Annotated in this window: 14 protein-coding genes; 11 read left to right on the top strand and 3 right to left on the bottom strand. The window is 64.6% G+C overall.

The features are described 5' to 3' along the window. Positions 1–49: 49 nt before the first annotated feature. The 11 genes from RR51_RS20605 (at position 50) to RR51_RS20555 (ending at position 12,090) form a co-directional block, all read left to right on the top strand. A complete protein-coding gene (locus RR51_RS20605; RefSeq protein WP_013971624.1) occupies positions 50–940 on the top strand; it encodes an NAD(+) kinase in 891 nt (296 codons plus the stop codon). After that, on the top strand, positions 940–1,911 hold the full coding sequence (locus tag RR51_RS20600) for a metallophosphoesterase (protein ID WP_013971625.1): 972 nt from the start codon (positions 940–942) through the stop codon (positions 1,909–1,911). Before RR51_RS20605 ends, RR51_RS20600 begins: the two co-directional genes overlap by 1 nt. After that, a complete protein-coding gene (locus RR51_RS20595) occupies positions 1,908–2,795 on the top strand; it encodes a rhomboid family intramembrane serine protease (protein WP_023662506.1) in 888 nt (295 codons plus the stop codon). Before RR51_RS20600 ends, RR51_RS20595 begins: the two co-directional genes overlap by 4 nt. Before the next feature lie 13 nt (positions 2,796–2,808). Next, a complete protein-coding gene (locus tag RR51_RS20590; protein WP_003260154.1) occupies positions 2,809–3,069 on the top strand; it encodes a YeaC family protein in 261 nt (86 codons plus the stop codon). Continuing rightward, positions 3,066–3,896: a DUF2797 domain-containing protein gene (locus RR51_RS20585; RefSeq protein WP_039614545.1), complete on the top strand. Its 831-nt coding sequence runs from the start codon at positions 3,066–3,068 to the stop codon at positions 3,894–3,896. Before RR51_RS20590 ends, RR51_RS20585 begins: the two co-directional genes overlap by 4 nt. A gap of 13 nt (positions 3,897–3,909) precedes the next feature. Then, positions 3,910–6,567, top strand: a complete 2,658-nt coding sequence (gene pepN / locus RR51_RS20580) for an aminopeptidase N (protein ID WP_039614544.1) — start codon at positions 3,910–3,912, stop codon at positions 6,565–6,567. Positions 6,568–6,834: 267 nt separating this feature from the next. Beyond that, positions 6,835–7,854, top strand: coding sequence for a WD40/YVTN/BNR-like repeat-containing protein (locus RR51_RS20575; RefSeq protein ID WP_013971629.1), 1,020 nt, complete (start codon positions 6,835–6,837; stop codon positions 7,852–7,854). Between the two features lie 20 nt (positions 7,855–7,874). Continuing rightward, entirely contained in the window at positions 7,875–10,250 is a 2,376-nt protein-coding gene (locus tag RR51_RS20570; RefSeq protein WP_024086538.1) for an efflux RND transporter permease subunit, read from the top strand. Positions 10,251–10,401: 151 nt separating this feature from the next. Continuing rightward, positions 10,402–10,692, top strand: a complete 291-nt coding sequence (locus RR51_RS20565) for a DUF5629 family protein (protein ID WP_039614543.1) — start codon at positions 10,402–10,404, stop codon at positions 10,690–10,692. Further along, complete coding sequence (locus RR51_RS20560) at positions 10,658–11,788, top strand: lactonase family protein (protein ID WP_236693288.1); 1,131 nt, start codon at positions 10,658–10,660, stop codon at positions 11,786–11,788. Before RR51_RS20565 ends, RR51_RS20560 begins: the two co-directional genes overlap by 35 nt. 122 nt (positions 11,789–11,910) lie before the next feature. After that, complete coding sequence (locus tag RR51_RS20555; RefSeq protein ID WP_039614541.1) at positions 11,911–12,090, top strand: hypothetical protein; 180 nt, start codon at positions 11,911–11,913, stop codon at positions 12,088–12,090. 146 nt (positions 12,091–12,236) lie between these two features. On the opposite strand, the gene RR51_RS20550 is transcribed toward RR51_RS20555, so the two are convergent. The 3 genes from RR51_RS20550 to RR51_RS20540 are packed head-to-tail and all read right to left on the bottom strand — an operon-like array spanning position 12,237 to position 17,706. Further along, a complete protein-coding gene (locus tag RR51_RS20550) occupies positions 12,237–12,830 on the bottom strand; it encodes a glutathione S-transferase (protein WP_039614540.1) in 594 nt (197 codons plus the stop codon). Then, the gene (locus tag RR51_RS20545; RefSeq protein ID WP_039614539.1) at positions 12,827–16,471 is read right to left on the bottom strand and encodes an AAA family ATPase; all 3,645 of its coding nucleotides are present in this window, start codon (positions 16,469–16,471) and stop codon (positions 12,827–12,829) included. The genes RR51_RS20550 and RR51_RS20545 overlap by 4 nt, the downstream gene beginning before the upstream one ends. Continuing rightward, on the bottom strand, positions 16,468–17,706 hold the full coding sequence (locus tag RR51_RS20540; RefSeq protein ID WP_013971635.1) for an exonuclease SbcCD subunit D C-terminal domain-containing protein: 1,239 nt from the start codon (positions 17,704–17,706) through the stop codon (positions 16,468–16,470). The genes RR51_RS20545 and RR51_RS20540 overlap by 4 nt, the downstream gene beginning before the upstream one ends. Positions 17,707–17,794 lie beyond the last annotated feature (88 nt).

Raw genomic sequence — 17,794 nt, 5'->3', positions numbered from 1 at the left:
GCCCATAATCGCGGCATAGTCACCCGCCGCAGAGCCTCGCAGGAGCCCCATGGAGCAATTTCGCAATATCGGTATCATTGGCCGCCTTGGCAGCTCCCAGGTGCTCGACACCATTCGCCGACTGAAAAAATTTCTTATCGAGCGCCACCTGCACGTGATCCTCGAGGACACCATCGCCGAAGTGTTGCCTGGCCATGGCCTGCAAACCTCCACCCGCAAGCTGCTGGGCGAGGTCTGCGACCTGGTCATCGTGGTCGGCGGCGACGGCAGCCTGCTGGGCGCCGCCCGCGCCCTGGCCCGGCACAATATTCCGGTGCTGGGCATCAACCGTGGCAACCTGGGCTTCCTCACCGACATCCGCCCCGACGAGCTGGAAGAGAAGGTCGCCGAAGTGCTCGACGGCCACTACCTGGTGGAAAACCGCTTCCTGCTGCAGGCCGAGGTACGCCGCCACAACGAAGCCATCGGCCAGGGTGATGCGCTGAACGATGTGGTGCTGCACCCGGGCAAGTCCACGCGCATGATCGAGTTCGAGATCTACATCGATGGCCAGTTCGTCTGCAGCCAGAAGGCCGACGGCCTGATCGTCGCCACCCCCACCGGCTCCACCGCCTACGCGCTGTCGGCCGGCGGCCCGATCATGCACCCCAAGCTCGATGCCATCGTCATCGTGCCGATGTACCCGCACACCCTGTCAGGCCGGCCGATCGTGGTCGACGGCAACAGCGAACTGAAGATCGTGGTGTCCAAGGACCTGCAGATCTACCCGCAGGTATCCTGTGACGGCCAGAACCACTTCACCTGTGCCCCCGGCGACACCATCACGGTGAGCAAGAAACCGCAGAAGCTGCGCCTGATCCACCCGCTGGACCACAATTACTACGAGGTCTGCCGCACCAAGCTCGGCTGGGGCAGCCGGCTGGGAAGCAGGGACGACTGATGCTCGATCCGGCGCGTAGTTTCGACATCATCGGTGACGTGCACGGTTGTGCGCTGACCCTTGAACGCCTGCTCGACGCCCTCGGTTACAAGCGTGTGGCCGGCGTGTGGCGCCACCCGCGGCGCCAGGCGCTGTTCCTTGGCGACATCGTCGACCGCGGGCCACGCATCCGCGAGGCGCTGCACATCGTCCACGACATGGTCGAGGCCGGCCAGGCGTTCTGCATCATGGGCAACCACGAGTACAACGCGCTGGGCTGGGTCACCCCGGCACTGCCTGGCAGCGGCAAGGCCTTTGTGCGCGAGCATACGCCACGCCACGCCCGGCTGATCGACGAAACCCTGACCCAATTTGCCCACCACCCCGCTGACTGGCACGACTTCGTCAACTGGTTCTACGAATTGCCGCTGTTCGTCGACGCCGGGCGTTTCCGCCTGGTGCATGCCTGCTGGGACCCGCGGCTGATCGAGCCGCTGCGCCAGCAGTACCCCGATGGGCGCATCGACGAACACTTCATCCAGGCCTCGGCGGTGAACGGCAGCTTTGCTGCCACCGTGTGCAACCGCCTGCTGCGCGGTACCGACATGCGCCTGCCGGACGGCCTGACCCTCACCGGTGGCGACGGCCTGACCCGTGCCTTCTTCCGTACCAAGTTCTGGGAAGAAGACCCGCAAACCTACGGCGACATCGTGTTCCAGCCAGACGCCCTGCCCGCGGAAGTGGCCAGCACCCCGCTCAGTCACAGCCAGAAGAACGCCTTGCTGCGCTATGCCGAAGACGAGCCCATGCTGTTCGTCGGCCATTACTGGCGCAGCGGCCGCCCGGCGCCGATCCGCGCCAACCTGGCCTGCCTGGACTACAGCGCCGTGCTCTATGGCAAGCTGGCAGCCTACCGGCTGGATGATGAAACCCGCATCGACCCGCACAAGTTCGTCTGGGTCGACGTCGACCGCCCACAGGCCAACCAATGAACATTATCGAAGTGATGCGCCTGCCGCTGTCGGTCGACCTCAGCGGCTTCGTTCACCTGCTGCAGCGCCTGCAGGTGCCGCACCGGGTCAGCGAGGAGGGCGATGCCCAGGTGCTCTGGGCCCCCGACACCCTGGCAGCGGACGTCCGCGAACTCTACCAGCGCTACCCCGACGGCAACGCCGACCTCGAACTTGCACAGGACCCTGTGGGAGCGGGTTTACCCGCGAATAGCCCCACACAACCCTCCCTGGCAGAACAGGCCAAAGCCTGCAAAGTCACCACTATCACCCTGCTGCTGTGCTTCATCGTCGCCGGCCTCACCGGCCTTGGCGACAATTTCACCACCATCAGCTGGTTCACCTTCCTCGATTTCCGCGTCCAGGGCGACTACCTGTACTTCAGCCCGCTGGCGCAAAGCCTGGACCAAGGCCAGTGGTGGCGCCTGGTATCGCCCATGCTGCTGCATTTCGGCGTTCTGCACCTGGCCATGAACAGCCTGTGGTACTGGGAGCTGGGCAAACGCATCGAACTGCGCCAGGGCCCGTGGGCGCTGCTGGGCCTGACCCTGCTGTTCAGCCTGGTGTCCAACCTGGCCCAGCACTACAGCAGCGGGCCGAGCCTGTTCGGTGGCCTGTCCGGCGTGCTGTACGGCCTGCTCGGGCACATCTGGCTGTACCAGTGGCTTGCACCCGACCGTTACTTCAACCTGCCCAAGGGCGTACTGGTGATGATGCTGATCTGGCTGGTGGTGTGCCTGAGCGGCGTGATCGACACCCTGGGCCTTGGCCAGATCGCCAACGCCGCCCACGTCGGCGGGCTGCTCATCGGATGCCTGACCGGGCTCTTGGGTGGGGCGCTTGCCCGGCGTAAACTGTCGGCTTGAATCAGGAGACACTATGTCCACTTTCGCGCAAATGATCGAAAACATCACCCCGGAAATCTACGAGAGCCTGAAACTGGCCGTGGAAATCGGCAAATGGTCGGATGGCCGCAAGCTCACTGCCGAGCAGAAAGAGCTGTCGCTGCAGGCGGTAATCGCCTGGGAGATGAAAAACCTGCCCGAAGACCAGCGTACCGGCTACATGGGCCCGCAGGAATGCGCCTCGAAGTCCGCGCCGATCGCCAACATTCTGTTCAAGTCGGACTCGGTACATTGATCGAACTCGCTCGTGGCTCGTTGAGCAAGATGGCGGTAAGCCTGCAGGCGCCAGTGGTGCAGTACAGCTTTCGCCTTGATGACACGCAGGTGCCGGTCAACCCGTTTATCGGCCAGCGCCTGCGCCTTGAGTACCTTGGCGCCATTCACTGCAGCCATTGTGGCAAGCGCACCAAGACCAGCTTCAGCCAGGGTTACTGCTACCCGTGCATGACCAAACTGGCCCAGTGCGACGTGTGCATCATGGCCCCGGAAAAGTGCCACTACGACGCCGGCACCTGCCGCGAACCGTCGTGGGGCGAACAGTTCTGCATGACCGACCATGTGGTCTACCTGGCCAACTCGTCGGGGATCAAGGTCGGTATCACCCGCGCCACCCAGCTGCCCACCCGCTGGCTCGACCAGGGCGCCAGCCAGGCCCTGCCGATCGTGCGCGTGGCCACCCGCCAGCAGTCCGGCCTGGTCGAAGACTTGCTGCGCAGCCAGGTGCCGGACCGCACCAACTGGCGCGCCCTGCTCAAGGGCGATGCCGAGGAGCTCGACCTGGTGGCCATTCGTGAACAGGTCTTCGACGCCTGTGCCGATGGCCTGCGCGAGCTGCAGGGGCGCTTCGGCCTGCAGGCGATCCAGCCGCTGGCCGACGCCGAAGTGGTGCAGATGAAGTACCCGGTCGAGGCCTACCCATCGAAGATCGTCAGCTTCAACCTCGACAAGGACCCGGTAGTGGAAGGCACGCTGCTGGGCATCAAGGGCCAGTATCTGATCTTCGACACCGGTGTGATCAATATTCGCAAGTACACGGCCTACCAGTTGGCCGTACTCCAGTAAAAAGGACCTGCACATGCGTACCGAACAACCGCAAGTGATCTACCTCAAGGATTACCAGGCGCCCGAGTACCTGATCGACGAGACGCACCTGACCTTCGAGCTGTTCGAGGACCATACCCTGGTTCACGCGCAACTGGTCATGCGCCGCAACCCGGCACGCGGTGCCGGCCTGCCGCCACTGGTACTCGATGGCCAGCAGCTGGAGCTGCTGCGCGCCTCGCTGGATGACCAGGAACTCCAGCCGGGCGACTACCAGCTCGACGCCGACAGCCTGACCGTGCAGCCCAAGGCCGAGCACTTCACCCTCGACACCAGCGTGAAGATCCACCCCGAGAGCAACACCGCGCTGGAAGGCTTGTACAAGTCGGGCAAGATGTTCTGCACCCAGTGCGAGGCCGAAGGCTTCCGCAAGATCACCTACTACCTCGATCGTCCGGATGTGATGAGCACCTTCACCACGACGGTGATCGCCGAGCAGCATCGCTACCCGGTATTGCTGTCGAACGGCAACCCGATCGGCAGCGGGCCGGCAGACGATGGTCGCCATTGGGCGACCTGGGAAGACCCGTTCATGAAGCCGGCCTACCTGTTCGCCCTGGTGGCCGGTGACCTGTGGTGCGTCGAGGACAGCTTCACCCGCCAGTCCGGCCGTGACGTGACCCTGCGCATCTATGTCGAGCCCGAGAACATCGACAAGTGCGACCACGCCATGGTCAGCCTGAAGAAGTCCATGCGCTGGGACGAAGAAGTCTATGGCCGTGAGTACGACCTGGACATCTTCATGATCGTCGCGGTCAACGACTTCAACATGGGCGCCATGGAAAACAAGGGCCTGAACATCTTCAACTCCAGCTGTGTGCTGGCCCGTGCCGAAACCGCCACCGATGCCGCCCACCAGCGCGTCGAAGGCGTGGTTGCCCACGAGTATTTCCACAACTGGTCGGGCAACCGCGTCACCTGCCGTGACTGGTTCCAGCTGTCGCTGAAGGAAGGCTTCACGGTGTTCCGCGATGCCGAGTTCAGCGCCGACATGAACTCGCGCACGGTCAAGCGCATCGAAGACGTGGCCTACCTGCGTACTCACCAGTTCGCCGAAGACGCTGGTCCCATGGCCCACCCGGTGCGCCCGGACAGCTTCATCGAGATCTCCAACTTCTACACCCTGACCGTGTACGAGAAGGGCGCCGAAGTGGTGCGCATGGTTCGTACCCTGCTGGGCGTCGACGGCTTCCGCAAGGGCAGCGACCTGTACTTCGAACGCCACGATGGCCAGGCGGTGACAACCGACGATTTCATCCAGGCCATGGAAGACGCCAACGGCGTCGACTTCACCCAGTTCAAGCGCTGGTACAACCAGGCCGGCACCCCGCGCCTGGAAGTCAGCGAGGCCTATGACGCGGCCGCGCAAACCTACAGCCTGACCTTCCGCCAAAGCTGCCCGCAGACCCCGGACAAGGCCGAAAAACTGCCGTTCGTGATCCCGGTGGAGCTTGGCCTGCTGGATGCTGCAGGCAACGACCTGCCGCTGCAACTCGCCGGCGAAGATACGGCGCAGAGCACCAGCCGCGTGCTGTCGGTGACCGAGGCCGAGCAGACCTTCACCTTCCAGGGCATCCAGGCCAAGCCGCTGCCGTCGCTGCTGCGTGGTTTCAGTGCACCGGTCAAGCTGAGCTTCCCCTACGACCGCGACCAGCTGATGTTCCTGATGCAGCACGACAGCGATGGCTTCAATCGCTGGGAGGCGGGGCAGCAGTTGTCGGTGCAGGTGCTGCAGGAGCTGATCGGCCAGCATCAGCGCGGCGAGGCACTGAAGCTCGACCAGCGCCTGATCACCGCCCTGGGCACTGTGCTCGGCAACGAGTCGCTGGACCCGGCCATGGTTGCCGAAATGCTCTCGCTGCCGGGTGAGGCCTACCTCACCGAGATCAGCCAGGTGGCCGACGTGGACGCCATCCATGCTGCCCGCGAGTTCGCCCGCCAGCAGATCGCCGAGCAGCTGTTCGACGCCCTGTGGGCGCGCTACCAGGCCAACCGCGAAGTGTCGCGCAGCACCGCCTACGTGGCCTCGGCCGAGCATTTCGCTCGCCGCAGCCTGCAGAACATCGCGCTGTCGTACCTGATGCAGAGCGGCAAGCCGCAGGTGCTGCAGGCGACTTTGGAGCAGTTCGAGCACTGCGACAACATGACCGAGCGCCTTACCGCCCTGGCTGTGCTGGTCAACTCACCGTTCGAAGCCGAGCGGGCCAAGGCGCTGGAAGCCTTTGCCGAGCACTTCAAGGACAACCCGCTGGTCATGGACCAGTGGTTCAGCGTGCAGGCGGCCAGTACGCTGCCGGGCGGGCTGGCGCGGGTCAAGGCGCTGATGCAGCACCCGGCGTTCACCCTGAAGAACCCGAACAAGGTACGTGCGTTGATCGGCGCCTTTGCCGGGCAGAACCTGGTCAACTTCCATGCGGCGGATGGCTCCGGCTACCGCTTCCTGGCGGACCTGGTGATCGAGCTGAATGCGCTGAACCCGCAGATCGCTTCGCGGCAACTGGCACCGCTGACCCGCTGGCGCAAGTATGACGATGCGCGTCAGGCCCTGATGAAGGGCGAGCTGGAGCGGATTCTGGCTTCTGGTGAGTTGTCCAGTGATGTGTATGAGGTTGTGAGCAAGAGCCTGGTTTGAGTTTTCCGTAGCCTGAACCGACCTCTTCGCGGGTAAACCCGCTCCCACAGGTACTGCACCGCTTTCATGGGCTGTGCAGGACCTGTGGGAGCGGGTTTACCCGCGAAGCTTTTGGAGCCGACAACAAAACATAACACCCCGCCCGTTGTGTTCCCGCAAATATCCCCGCTACGATCCCTTCAAGCTATTGCAGGCCTCTAGACCAGGCTTTTCGCAGTACCTGCAATGCATTGACCCACCAAATAAGAACACAACAGGGGGACAGTCATGAGGGAACAGAACAGGCGCTTTGCCTGGCCATTGGCAGCCAGCGCGGTACTGGCGCTGGGGCTCGGCGTGTGGGCTGACAGCGTGCAAGCCGCTGCCGCCGACGAATATTCCACCGAATCGGCCAAGGCCAGCCAAAGCCTGCTGATCGACGCCACCCATGCCGGTAAGCGCCTGGTGGTAGTGGGCGATCGAGGTCATATCCTGTTCTCCGACGACCAGGGCAGAACCTGGACCCAGGCGCGGGTGCCCACCCGGCAACTGCTGACCGCGGTGTTCTTCCTCGACGACAAGCGCGGCTGGGCCGTCGGCCACGATGCGCTGGTGCTCGCCAGCAGCGATGGTGGTGCCACCTGGAGCAAGCAGTTCGAAGACCTGACCCGCGAAGCACCCTTGCTCGATGTCGCCTTCCTCGACGCCCGGCACGGCTTTGCCGTAGGTGCCTACGGCGCCTTGCTGGAAACCACTGACGGCGGCCAGCACTGGCAGGACGTGGCCGAGCGCCTGGACAACCCCGACCAGTTGCACCTGAACGGTATCGCCCAGGTGCGTGACGCGGGCCTGTTCATTGTCGGCGAGCAGGGCGGCATGTTCCGCTCGGCCGACAACGGCCAGACCTGGGCCAAGGTTCAAGGCCCCTACGAGGGCTCGCTGTTCGGCGTGATCGGCACTGCACAGCCGCGCACATTGCTGGCCTACGGCCTGCGCGGCAACCTGTTCCGCTCCACCGATTTCGGTGACAGCTGGCAACCGATCGAGCTCAAGGCCGCACGTGGCACCCTCGAATTCGGCCTGGCAGGCGCTACGCTTGTCGAGGACGGTAGCCTGGTGCTGGTCGGCAATGGCGGCAGCGTGCTGCGCAGTACCGATGACGGCCAGACCTTCAGTGTCTACAACCGCGCCGACCGCATTGCCCTGGCCGGCGTCAGCGGCCTGGCCGATGGCGGCCTGCTGCTGGTAGGGCAGGGTGGCGTGCACCTGGCTGACCCGCAGGGTGCTGACCAGGAGGTGCGTCCATGACCAGCAGGGAGAGCATCACCATGCACCCGCATCACCAGGACAAGGCCACGTTGCTCGAACGCCTGATCTTCAACAATCGCCCCGTGGTCATCGCCCTGTGCGTGCTGGTCAGCATCTTCCTGTTCTGGCAGGCCACGCAGATACGCCCGTCCACCAGCTTCGAGAAGATGATCCCGCTGCAGCACCCGTTCATCGAGCAGATGATGGAGCACCGCAACGACCTGGCCAACCTCGGCAACACCGTGCGCATTTCGGTGGAGGCCGTGAATGGCGACATCTTCGACAAGGACTACATGGAGACCCTGCGGCAGATCCATGACGAAGTGTTCTACATCCCTGGCGTCGACCGTGCCGGGTTGAAGTCGCTGTGGAGCCCCAGCGTGCGCTGGAGCGAGGTCACCGAGGAAGGCTTCTCGGGTGGCGAGGTGATTCCCAACACCTACAACGGCTCGCAGGACAGCCTCGACACCCTGCGCGACAACGTGCTCAAGTCGGGCCAGGTGGGGCGACTGGTGGGCAACAACTTCAAGTCCAGCATCGTCGATGTGCCACTGCTGGAGAGCTACCCCGACCCGCAGGACCCGGGCAAGCAGGTGAAGCTGGACTACCAGCAGTTCTCGCACCAGCTTGAAGAAAAGATCCGCGACAAGTTCCAGGCGCAGAACCCCAATGTGAAGGTGCACATCGTCGGCTTCGCCAAGAAGGTCGGCGACCTGATCGACGGCCTGGTGATGGTGGCGATGTTCTTCGGTGTCGCCCTGGCCATCACCTGGGTGCTGCTGTACTGGTTCACCTGGTGCATCCGCAGCACCATCGCCGTGCTCATCACCACCCTGGTGGCAGTGGTCTGGCAGCTGGGCCTGATGCATGCGGTGGGCTTTGGCCTGGACCCGTACTCGATGCTGGTGCCGTTCCTGATCTTCGCCATCGGCATTTCCCACGGGGTGCAGAAGATCAACGGTATCGCCCTGCAGTCGAGTGATGCCGACAACGCCCTGACCGCTGCCCGGCGCACCTTCCGCCAGCTGTTCCTGCCGGGGATGATCGCCATTCTCGCCGACGCCGTGGGCTTCATCACCTTGCTGATCATCGACATCGGGGTGATTCGTGAACTGGCCATCGGTGCTTCCATCGGTGTGGCAGTGATCGTGTTCACCAACCTCATCCTGCTGCCGGTAGCGATCTCCTACGTCGGCATCAGCAAGAAGGCCGTCGAGCGCAGCAAGCAGGACGCCACCCGCGAGCACCCGTTCTGGCGCCTGTTGTCGAACTTCGCCAGTGCCAAGGTGGCGCCGGTGTCGGTGGCCCTGGCGCTGGTCGCCTTCGCCGGTGGCCTATGGTACAGCCAGAACCTGAAGATCGGCGACCTCGACCAGGGCGCGCCGGAGCTGCGCCCCGACTCGCGCTACAACCAGGACAACAACTTCATCATCAGCAACTACTCGACCAGTTCCGACGTGCTGGTGATCATGGTCAAGACCCCGCCAGAAAGCTGCTCGATCCACTCGACCATGGCGCCGATCGACGAGCTGATGTGGACCATGCAGAACACCCCGGGCGTGCAGTCGGCAATTTCCCTCGTGACCGTGTCCAAGCAGGTGATCAAGGGCATGAACGAGGGCAGTCTGAAATGGGAAACCCTGTCGCGCAACCCGGATATCCTCAACAACTCCATCGCCCGCGCTGATGGCCTGTACAACGGCGACTGCTCGCTGGCGCCGGTGCTGGTGTTCCTCAACGACCACAAGGCCGAAACCCTGGAGCGGGTCACTGCCGTGGCCAAGGCGTTTGCCGACAGCCACAACAAGGAAGGCCTGCAGTTCCTGCTGGCGGCGGGCAATGCCGGGATCGAAGCGGCGACCAACGAGGTGATCAAGTCGGCCGAACTGACCATCCTGATCCTGGTGTACATCTGCGTGGCGGTGATGTGCCTGATTACCTTCCGCTCGTTCGCCGCCACCCTGTGCATCGTCCTGCCGCTGGTGCTGACTTCGGTGCTGGGCAACGCGCTGATGGCCTACATGGGCATCGGGGTCAAGGTGGCGACCTTGCCGGTGGTGGCGCTGGGTGTGGGCATTGGCGTGGACTATGGCATCTACATCTACAGCCGGCTGGAAAGCTTCCTGCGCGCCGGGTTGCCGTTGCAGGAGGCGTATTACGAGACCCTGCGCTCGACCGGCAAGGCAGTGCTGTTCACCGGCTTGTGCCTGGCCATCGGCGTGTGCACCTGGATCTTCTCGGCGATCAAGTTCCAGGCGGACATGGGGCTGATGCTGACCTTCATGCTGCTGTGGAACATGTTCGGTGCGCTGTGGCTGCTGCCGGCGCTGGCAAGGTTCCTGATCAAGCCTGAGAAGATGGTGGGCAAGGAGGGAGGCTCCATTTTCGCTCATTGAATTGCCGGGGGCCGCTTTGCGGCCCATTCGCAGCACAAGGCTGCTCCTACAGAAGCTTCGCGGTCCCCCTGTAGGAGCAGCCTTGTGCTGCGAATGGGCTGCAAGGCAGCCCCAAGGCTATAATGCCAACTCATTTCAGATTGGTACCCCCATGTCCCCCCTCGCCACCGCCCTGCAGTCCTGCGACATGCTCCTGATCGACGGCCTGCACGCCTTCGACTTCACCTCCGATGAATCCGGCCTCACCATCGAATGCATGGACGGCCGCCAGCTCCGCCGCTGGACCTTCACCTCCGAGCAGATCACAGCTGCCATCGCCGTGGGTGACGAGTGGCAACTCGACGATGCCGACGGCGCGCATCGGCTAGTCTGTATGAGTGCCTTTCGCGCCCCGGATGATGACGAAGATGAATCGGATCTGGACGAGCCTGCTGACCGCTAGCCTGATGAGCCTGACCATCCATGCCCACGCCGCCACCTTGCTGGTGGGCAGTTACACCGATGGCGCCAGCCAGGGCATCTACCGCTACGGGTTCGACGAAAAGACCGGTCATATCGACCCGTCGCCGCAGCAGGTGGTGGAAAGTGTCAGCCCTTCATGGCTGGTGCTGTCGGCCGATCAACGCCAGCTCTTTGCGGTCAACGAAACGCCGAAGGGCGGGGTCAGCAGTTTCGCCGTCAGTGCAAAAGGCGAGATCAAGCTGCTCAACCAGGTGCCCAGCCAAGGTGACGAGCCTACCCACGCCAGCCTCAGCCAGGACCAGCGTTATCTGTTCGTGGCCAACTACGCGGTCAAGCCCGATCCCGGCGGCAGCCTGGTGGTAGTCCCGGTGGCCAAGGACGGCAAGCTCAAGCCGGCGGTGCAACAGGCCCGGCACAAGGCGAGCGGGGTAAACCCCGAGCGCCAGGCTAGCGCGCATGTGCATTCGCTGGTGCTGTCACCCGACGGCCGCCACCTGTATGCCAGCGACCTGGGTGCCGACAAGGTGTTCATCTACCGCTACGACGGTGCCAGCGCAGACCGCCCGTTGACGCCAGCGATCCCCACGTCGGTGGACCTGCCGCCGGGCAGCGGGCCGCGCCACCTGTTGTTCGACGCCAAGGGTCGGCACGCCTACCTGACCCTGGAAATGAGTGCCGAAGTGGTGATGTTCGACGTGCAGGAGGGCAACCTGGTCGAACGCCAGCGCCTGCCCCTGACCGAGAGCAAGGAAGCTGCGGCGAAAGCGGCAGGTGGCTTGCACTTGTCGGCAGACGGGCGCTTCCTGTATGTGAGCAACCGAGGCACGGCCAACGAGATCGTGGCGTTCAGCGTGGGCAAGCAGGATGGCCAGCTGACCTTCCTGCAGCGCCGTTCGGTGGAGGGGGATCATCCCCGCGAGTTCGCCCTCGACCCGAGTGACAACTTCCTGCTGGTGGCCAACCAGAAGAGCAACCAGATCGTAGTGATACGCCGCGATCCGCGCAGCGGCAAGCTGTTGGAGACGGTGCAGACGCTGAAGCAGGATGCGCCGTCGGACCTGAAGTTCATCGAGTGATATCGATCGGCGTGATAGTCGATACTGGCGCAATGAATTTTTGCCTGCGGCTTCGGCGGCGTAAGTTTGACCCAAGGCCCAAACGGGCCAACGTCAAACCACCGCCGTCGAGGTCAGCCCAGATGAACTTCAATCTCTTCCCGGTCATTGCCGCATCCGCCATTTCCGCTTCGGTCGTATTGCCAGCGCATGCCCATGCCGACAGCAGCGGCAAGGCGTCCGCTACCCATAGCTACACCGAACAGTACCTGCGCCAGAGTGCCAATTTCCATGCGGCATTGAGCGGCAAGCACACCCATTGAAGCTGACTCGGTCCCTGTAGGAGCGGCCTTGTGTCGCGAAAGGGCCGCAGAGCGGCCCCGGCAATTTCTGCTGTGACGCAAAAACCTGGGGCCGCTGCGCGCCCCTATCGCGACACAAGGCCGCTCCTACAAGGGATCGCGTGAAGCTACCTGGCCATGACTGACCTGAACAGCTCCGAAGCCAGCCACCCCTCCAGCCAGCTCCGCACCCGCGGATAAGCCGCCTCGGCGAACCACTGCGGTTCGACCCCGGCAAACTGGCGCATCAGGGGTAGCAATGCGGCATCGGCAATGCTCGGGTGCGTGGCCAGCAAGTAGGGCCTGCCTGCCAGCAGGCCTTCGAGCTCCGCCAGCCAGGCCTCGGCCTGCTGACGGTAATGCTCGCGGGTATGCTCGGGGTAGCGCTCGGCATACTTGTACAGGTTCACCTGCGCCTTGAACGTGCTGTCGTTGCGCGCAATCAGTGTTTCAGCCTGCTTGGCCGCCGCAGGGTCGGCCTGCAGCCGCCAGTCCTGAGGGTCGTTTTGCGCCAGCGCCCAACGCATGATGTCCAGGCTTTCTTCGAGCACCCCGGCACCGGTATCCAGTACCGGCACCGTGCCCTTGGGTGACAAGGCCAGCAGTTCTGCCGGCTTGTTCTTCATCGCTACCTCGCGAATCTCCACCTTGCACTCCGCATAGCGCAGGGCCAGGCGCGCGCGCATGGCCCAGGGGCAGCGGCGGAACGAGTAGAGGATCACCCGCACACCTCCACGTCACTCAGGCCATTGCCTTGGCGGCGCACCTGGATCTGCACCGGGATGCGTTCGTGCATTTCCTGCACGTGGGAAATCACCGCCACCTTGCGGCCCTGGGCCTGCAAGCCGTCAAGGGCGTCCATGGCCAGTTGCAGCGACTCGGGGTCGAGGCTGCCGAAGCCTTCGTCGATGAACAGCGATTCGATGCGCAGCGTGCTTGAGGCCATCGAGGCCAGGCCCAGGGCCAGGGCCAGCGACACCAGGAAGGTTTCCCCGCCAGACAGCGAGTGCACCGAACGCAGTTCGTCACCCATCTCGGTGTCCAGCACCAGCAGGCCGAGGGCGCTGCCGCCGCGCTTGAGGCGGTAACGGCGGGCCAGCTGGCGCAGCTGGGCGTTGGCGTGGTGCAGCAGCAGGTCGAGGTTGTAGCCCTGGGCGATCTTGCGGAACACATCGCCAGAGGCCGAGCCGATCAGGGCGTTCAGGCGAGCCCAGCGTTGCCACTGCTGGTGGGCCTGTTCGATTTCCGCCGCCAGCGCCTGGTGCGCCTGTTGGCGACGCTGGTCATCGGCCTGCTGTGCACGCAGTTCGGCGCATTGCTGCTCATGGCCGGCCAGGCGTTCGCGCAGTTCGGTCAGGGCCTGTTCCAAGGCGTCGGCCGAGGTGTCCACAGTCATTTGCGCGGCATGTTGCTGCAGGCGTTGTTCACGTTCCTGCAGCAGCACGCGGCCCTGTTCGATGGCCTTCTCGGCGCCTTGCAGGCGCTGGCGCAGCTCATTTACCTGCGCGTCCTCGATGCCCAGCAGGCGATCCAGGCCGGCGTCGTCCAGTTCCGGGTGTTCTGCGCGCCACTGGGCGATCTGGCCCTGCAACTGCTGGCACTCGGCGTCCAGCGCCTGCTGCTGCTGGGTGTTGGCCTTGAGTTCGCTGGCCAGTTGCACGCCTTGGGTACGCAAGTCCTGCAGGCGCTGGGCAGTGTCGGCATCGAGGGCGCGGGCCTGCTCCAGCGCGGTGTCCATGTGCTGTTGCCAGGCTTCGGCGCTGGCGTGCTCGCCCAGCAGTTCGCTGAGCGAAGCCTGGGCCTGCTGGCGCTGCTCGTCGAGGGCGGCAAGTTTCTGCTGCAGCTGCTGCTGGGTCTGCACGCGTGCCTGCTGCTGGTCGCGCAGCTTGTCCAGCTGGGCCTGGCGGGCTTGCTGTTCTTCCTGTTCGTCCTTGCGCTGCTCCAATTGCTGCAGGCGCAGGGCGATCTGCTGGTCCAGGGCGAGGAAGGCATTGGCCGGGTCGTCGTTCAAGGCCTTGAGGGCCTCTTCGGGCAACACGCCGGCAAGGTCCTCAAGGCCTTGCTGCAACTGCTGCTCGTCGCTGGCCAGGGCCTGGTGCTGTTGCTCCAGGTGGCGCTGGGCTTGCTGTTGCGCCTGCTGGGCGGCCTGCAATTGCTGGTTGAGACGGGCTGCATCTTTTTGCAGGGCGAGCAGGGCGCTCTGGCGTTTCTCGTCCTGGCCGATTTCTTCGTCCAGGCGCCGCAGCTGGCTGTCGAGCCAGGCACTGCGGGCATTGTCGTCCTGCGGGGCCAGGGCGGGCCACAGGCTGTGCGCCTGCACCTGGGCCACCAGCGGTTGTAGCTGCTCGCCCAGTTGCTGCTGTTGCTGCTGGTAATCCTTGAGCTGGGCGTTGACCACGCCCAGCTGGGTGCGCAGCTCCACCAGCTTGCTGTTGAGGGTTTCGACCTGCTTCTGCGCGGCGTCTTCCTCGGCCTGGTCATGGCGACCCAGGCTTTGCAGCAGCGCTTCAGGCTGGTGGAACGGGTGCTCGGCGCTGCCGCACACCGGGCAGGGTTCGCCGTCGCGCAACTGGCCGCGCAACTCTTCGACGCTGGTGTTACGTGCCAGGCGCTGGCGTTCCAGCAACTGGCGGGTGAGGTTGAGCGCTTGCTCGGCGGCTTCCAGCTCGGCCTTGGCGGCGGTGCCTTCGGTAATCAGTTGCTGGCGCTGCTGCATGGCCTGCTGCTGACGCACGCGCACGGCCTCCAGCTGTTGGCGCAGCTCCAGTTCACGGCCATGCAGGCGTGACAGTTCTTCCACGGCGCGTTGCTGCTTGCGGTTGTCCTGCAGCATGCCACCCAGCAGGTCGATCTGTTCTGCCAGGGCCTGGGGTTCGGCCTTGGCTTCGCGGAACAGCAGCTCGAAGGCATCGCGCTCGGCCTGCAAGTGCGCATTGGCCTGGCTGGCCTGGGCCTGCAGGCCGGGCAGCTCTTCACGGCCCTTGGCCAGGCGGCCACCGATCAGCATCACTTGCTTCAGTTGCGGCAGGTAGGCGTGCCAGGCATTGGCCAGGCCCGCCAGGTGCTGGCTGTCGGCGAGCGCGGTGTCGATCTGCGCCAGTTGCTGCAGGCTGCGCTGCTGGTTGTCTTCCAGCTGCTGCAGGTGCTGCTGACCTTCGGCGACCTGCTGCTCGGCCTGCTGGCTGGCACTGCGCTGTGCTACCAGCTCCTGGTCCAGGCGGGCCAGGTTGTCCTGGGCGGCAAAGGCCTGGCGCAGGCGAGGGGCGTTCTCGCTGTGTTGGGCCTGGCTATCGGCAAGCGCCTGACGCGCGGCGTCCAGCGCCTGTTCGAGCTCGCTGGTGCGCACTTGCAGCTCGGCTTGCTGCTGCTGTTGTTCGGCGATCTTCGCTGCCAGCGGTGCCAGTTGCGCGGTCAGTGTCTGCTGGCGGTGGAACTGGTGACGCTGCGGGGCCAGGCGCTCCAGGCGCACCAGGTCCAGGCGCTGGTCAGCCAGTTGTTGCCAGTCCTGTTCGGCGGCTTGCAGCGCGGTGCCGGCTTCGGCGTGCTGGGCCTGCAACTGGCGCTGCTCGTTCAGCCAGTTGCGTTGCTGCTCCAGCTGGCGCTCGCCGGCCTGGTCGGCCTTGAACTGCTGCTGCGCCTGTTCCAGGCGCTGGTCGAGCTCGGCGCGGGCTTCGGTGGGCATCGGCAGCAGATGGCTGGCACGGTCCTTCAGGGCATTGTGGGCCTCGCCGGCTTCGCGTGCCTTGCTGAAGGCCCGCTGGCCCAGGCGGGTGTAGATGGCGGTGTTGGTTAGCTTTTCCAGCAGCTCGCTGCGTTCTTTGTCGTCGGCCTTGAGGAAGGCGCCGAATTCGCTCTGGGCCAGCATCACCGCGCGGGTGAACTGTTCGAAGTTCAGGCCCAGGCGGGCTTCGACCAGTTGTTTGTACTCGTTCTTGCCGCTGCCCAGCACCTGCTCGCTGTCCAGGTCGTAGAAGCTCTGGCGGCTGTGCTGCAGCTTGCCGTTGGCCTTGTCGCGGGCGCGGTTGGCTTCCCAGCGGGCGCGGTAGCGGCGGCCATCGATGCCGACGAAATCGACTTCGGCAAAGCCGCTGCCGGTGCCGCGGCGCAGCAGGTTGCGCGGGTCGGAGGTAGGGATTTCACCGTCTGCATCCGGCACCTTGGCCTCGCGGCCAATGTCGTTCAGCCGTGGCACGGTGCCGAACAACGCCAGGCACAGGGCGTCGAGCAGGGTACTTTTGCCCGCCCCGGTAGGCCCGGTGATGGCGAACAGGCCGGCGCTGGCCAGCGGTTCGGCGGTGAAATCGATATCGACCGGGCCGGCCAGGGATGCCAGGTTCTTCAGGCGGATGGCAAGAATCTTCATGGCTGTTCCTCTTCCTGCTGCACGTCCTGCAACAGCAGGGCGAAGTCGGCCAGCGCCTGTTCGTCGGCGGGGTTGCCATAGGCCTGCTCCCAGGCGCGGCTGAACAGGTCCTGCGGGGTCATCTGGGCCAGTTCGACAAAGGCCAGGTCATCGTCTTCGGCATTGTTGCGGCCGGCGTATTCGGCACTGATGCGGATCAAGCGCACGGCCTTGCCTTGCAGTGCGGTTTCGATCTGCTGGCGCAGGTCGGGTTGCGGCTCGTCCAGTATCACCCGCACCTCCAGCCAGGGCTGGCGGTTGGGGTCTTCGAGCAGGTCGATCACTGGCAGCTCGGCCAACTGCTCCAGCAGTTCGCCCAGTGGTGCCGGGCCGACCCGTTGCAGGGCCACGGCGCGCGGTACCGGGCGCGGTTCGACGCTGACCAGGCCGGTGCCGTCCAGTTCCACCTCCAGCACCTGGTGCGGGTAGTTGATTTCGGCGAACGACAGCGGGATCGGCGAGCCGCTGTAGCGGATGCGTTCTTCGCGGTTGACCTTCTGCGGCTTGTGCAGGTGGCCCAGGGCGACGTAGCTGATGGCCTTGTCGAACAGCTTGGCCGGTAGCGCCTCGGCGTTGCCGATGATCAGGCTGCGTTCGGAGTCCTCCGACACCGCGCCACCGGCCATGTGCGCGTGGCTGATGGCGATCAGCGCCTGGTCCTTCTTGCGCTTCTTTTGCGCGGCGGCGATCAGCTGCTGGTGCACCTGGGTAATGCCTTGCAGGTAGTCGTCACCCAATTGCGGGCCGGTCACCTCAGCCGGGCGCAGGAAGGGCAGGGCCAGGCACCAGGCGGCGACCTTGCCACGGCCGTTGGTCAGCGGAATCAGCAGGCGCTCGGCGTCCAGCTGGCCCTCGTCCAGCCAGTGCACACGGCCCAGGGCATGGGTGCGCAGGCGGCGCATCAGTGCCGCGGGCAGCTCGATGCGCGAGCCGGAGTCGTGGTTGCCGGCGATCATCACGATGTCCAGCTTCGGCTGTTGCTCGTGGGCCTGGACGATGAAGTCGTAGAGACGTTCCTGGGCTTTGACCGGCGGGTTGACCGTGTCGAAGATATCGCCGGCGATCAGCAGCGCATCCGGCTGGCGCAGGCGCAGCTGGCCGAGCAGCCAGTCGAGGAAGCAGGCGTGTTCGAAGTCGCGTTCCTGGCCGTGCAGGCTTTGGCCCAGGTGCCAGTCGGAGGTATGAAACAGACGCATGGATGACCTGTTGGTGTCGAGTCGAGCAAGCGGGGGCTTGGCTTGGGTGATGGGTGTTGCGCAAGGGCGGTATGGTAACCCAAGCCTA

It is taken from the genome of Pseudomonas sp. C5pp (assembly GCF_000814065.1).
GTDB lineage: Bacteria > Pseudomonadota > Gammaproteobacteria > Pseudomonadales > Pseudomonadaceae > Aquipseudomonas > Aquipseudomonas asiatica.
This window is presented reverse-complemented; position numbering and strand designations above follow the sequence as displayed.

Excerpts from the sequence above, each read along its gene's own strand:
- RR51_RS20575 (WP_013971629.1), top strand. The coding sequence starts at position 6,835 with ATGAGGGAACAGAACAGGCGCTTTGCCTGGCCATTGGCAGCCAGCGCG.
- RR51_RS20595 (WP_023662506.1), top strand. The coding sequence starts at position 1,908 with ATGAACATTATCGAAGTGATGCGCCTGCCGCTGTCGGTCGACCTCAGC.
- RR51_RS20545 (WP_039614539.1), bottom strand. The coding sequence starts at position 16,471 with ATGAAGATTCTTGCCATCCGCCTGAAGAACCTGGCATCCCTGGCCGGC.
- RR51_RS20590 (WP_003260154.1), top strand. The coding sequence starts at position 2,809 with ATGTCCACTTTCGCGCAAATGATCGAAAACATCACCCCGGAAATCTAC.
- RR51_RS20605 (WP_013971624.1), top strand. The coding sequence starts at position 50 with ATGGAGCAATTTCGCAATATCGGTATCATTGGCCGCCTTGGCAGCTCC.
- RR51_RS20560 (WP_236693288.1), top strand. The coding sequence starts at position 10,658 with ATGAATCGGATCTGGACGAGCCTGCTGACCGCTAGCCTGATGAGCCTG.
- RR51_RS20555 (WP_039614541.1), top strand. The coding sequence starts at position 11,911 with ATGAACTTCAATCTCTTCCCGGTCATTGCCGCATCCGCCATTTCCGCT.
- RR51_RS20570 (WP_024086538.1), top strand. The coding sequence starts at position 7,875 with ATGCACCCGCATCACCAGGACAAGGCCACGTTGCTCGAACGCCTGATC.
- RR51_RS20540 (WP_013971635.1), bottom strand. The coding sequence starts at position 17,706 with ATGCGTCTGTTTCATACCTCCGACTGGCACCTGGGCCAAAGCCTGCAC.
- pepN (WP_039614544.1), top strand. The coding sequence starts at position 3,910 with ATGCGTACCGAACAACCGCAAGTGATCTACCTCAAGGATTACCAGGCG.
- RR51_RS20565 (WP_039614543.1), top strand. The coding sequence starts at position 10,402 with ATGTCCCCCCTCGCCACCGCCCTGCAGTCCTGCGACATGCTCCTGATC.
- RR51_RS20600 (WP_013971625.1), top strand. The coding sequence starts at position 940 with ATGCTCGATCCGGCGCGTAGTTTCGACATCATCGGTGACGTGCACGGT.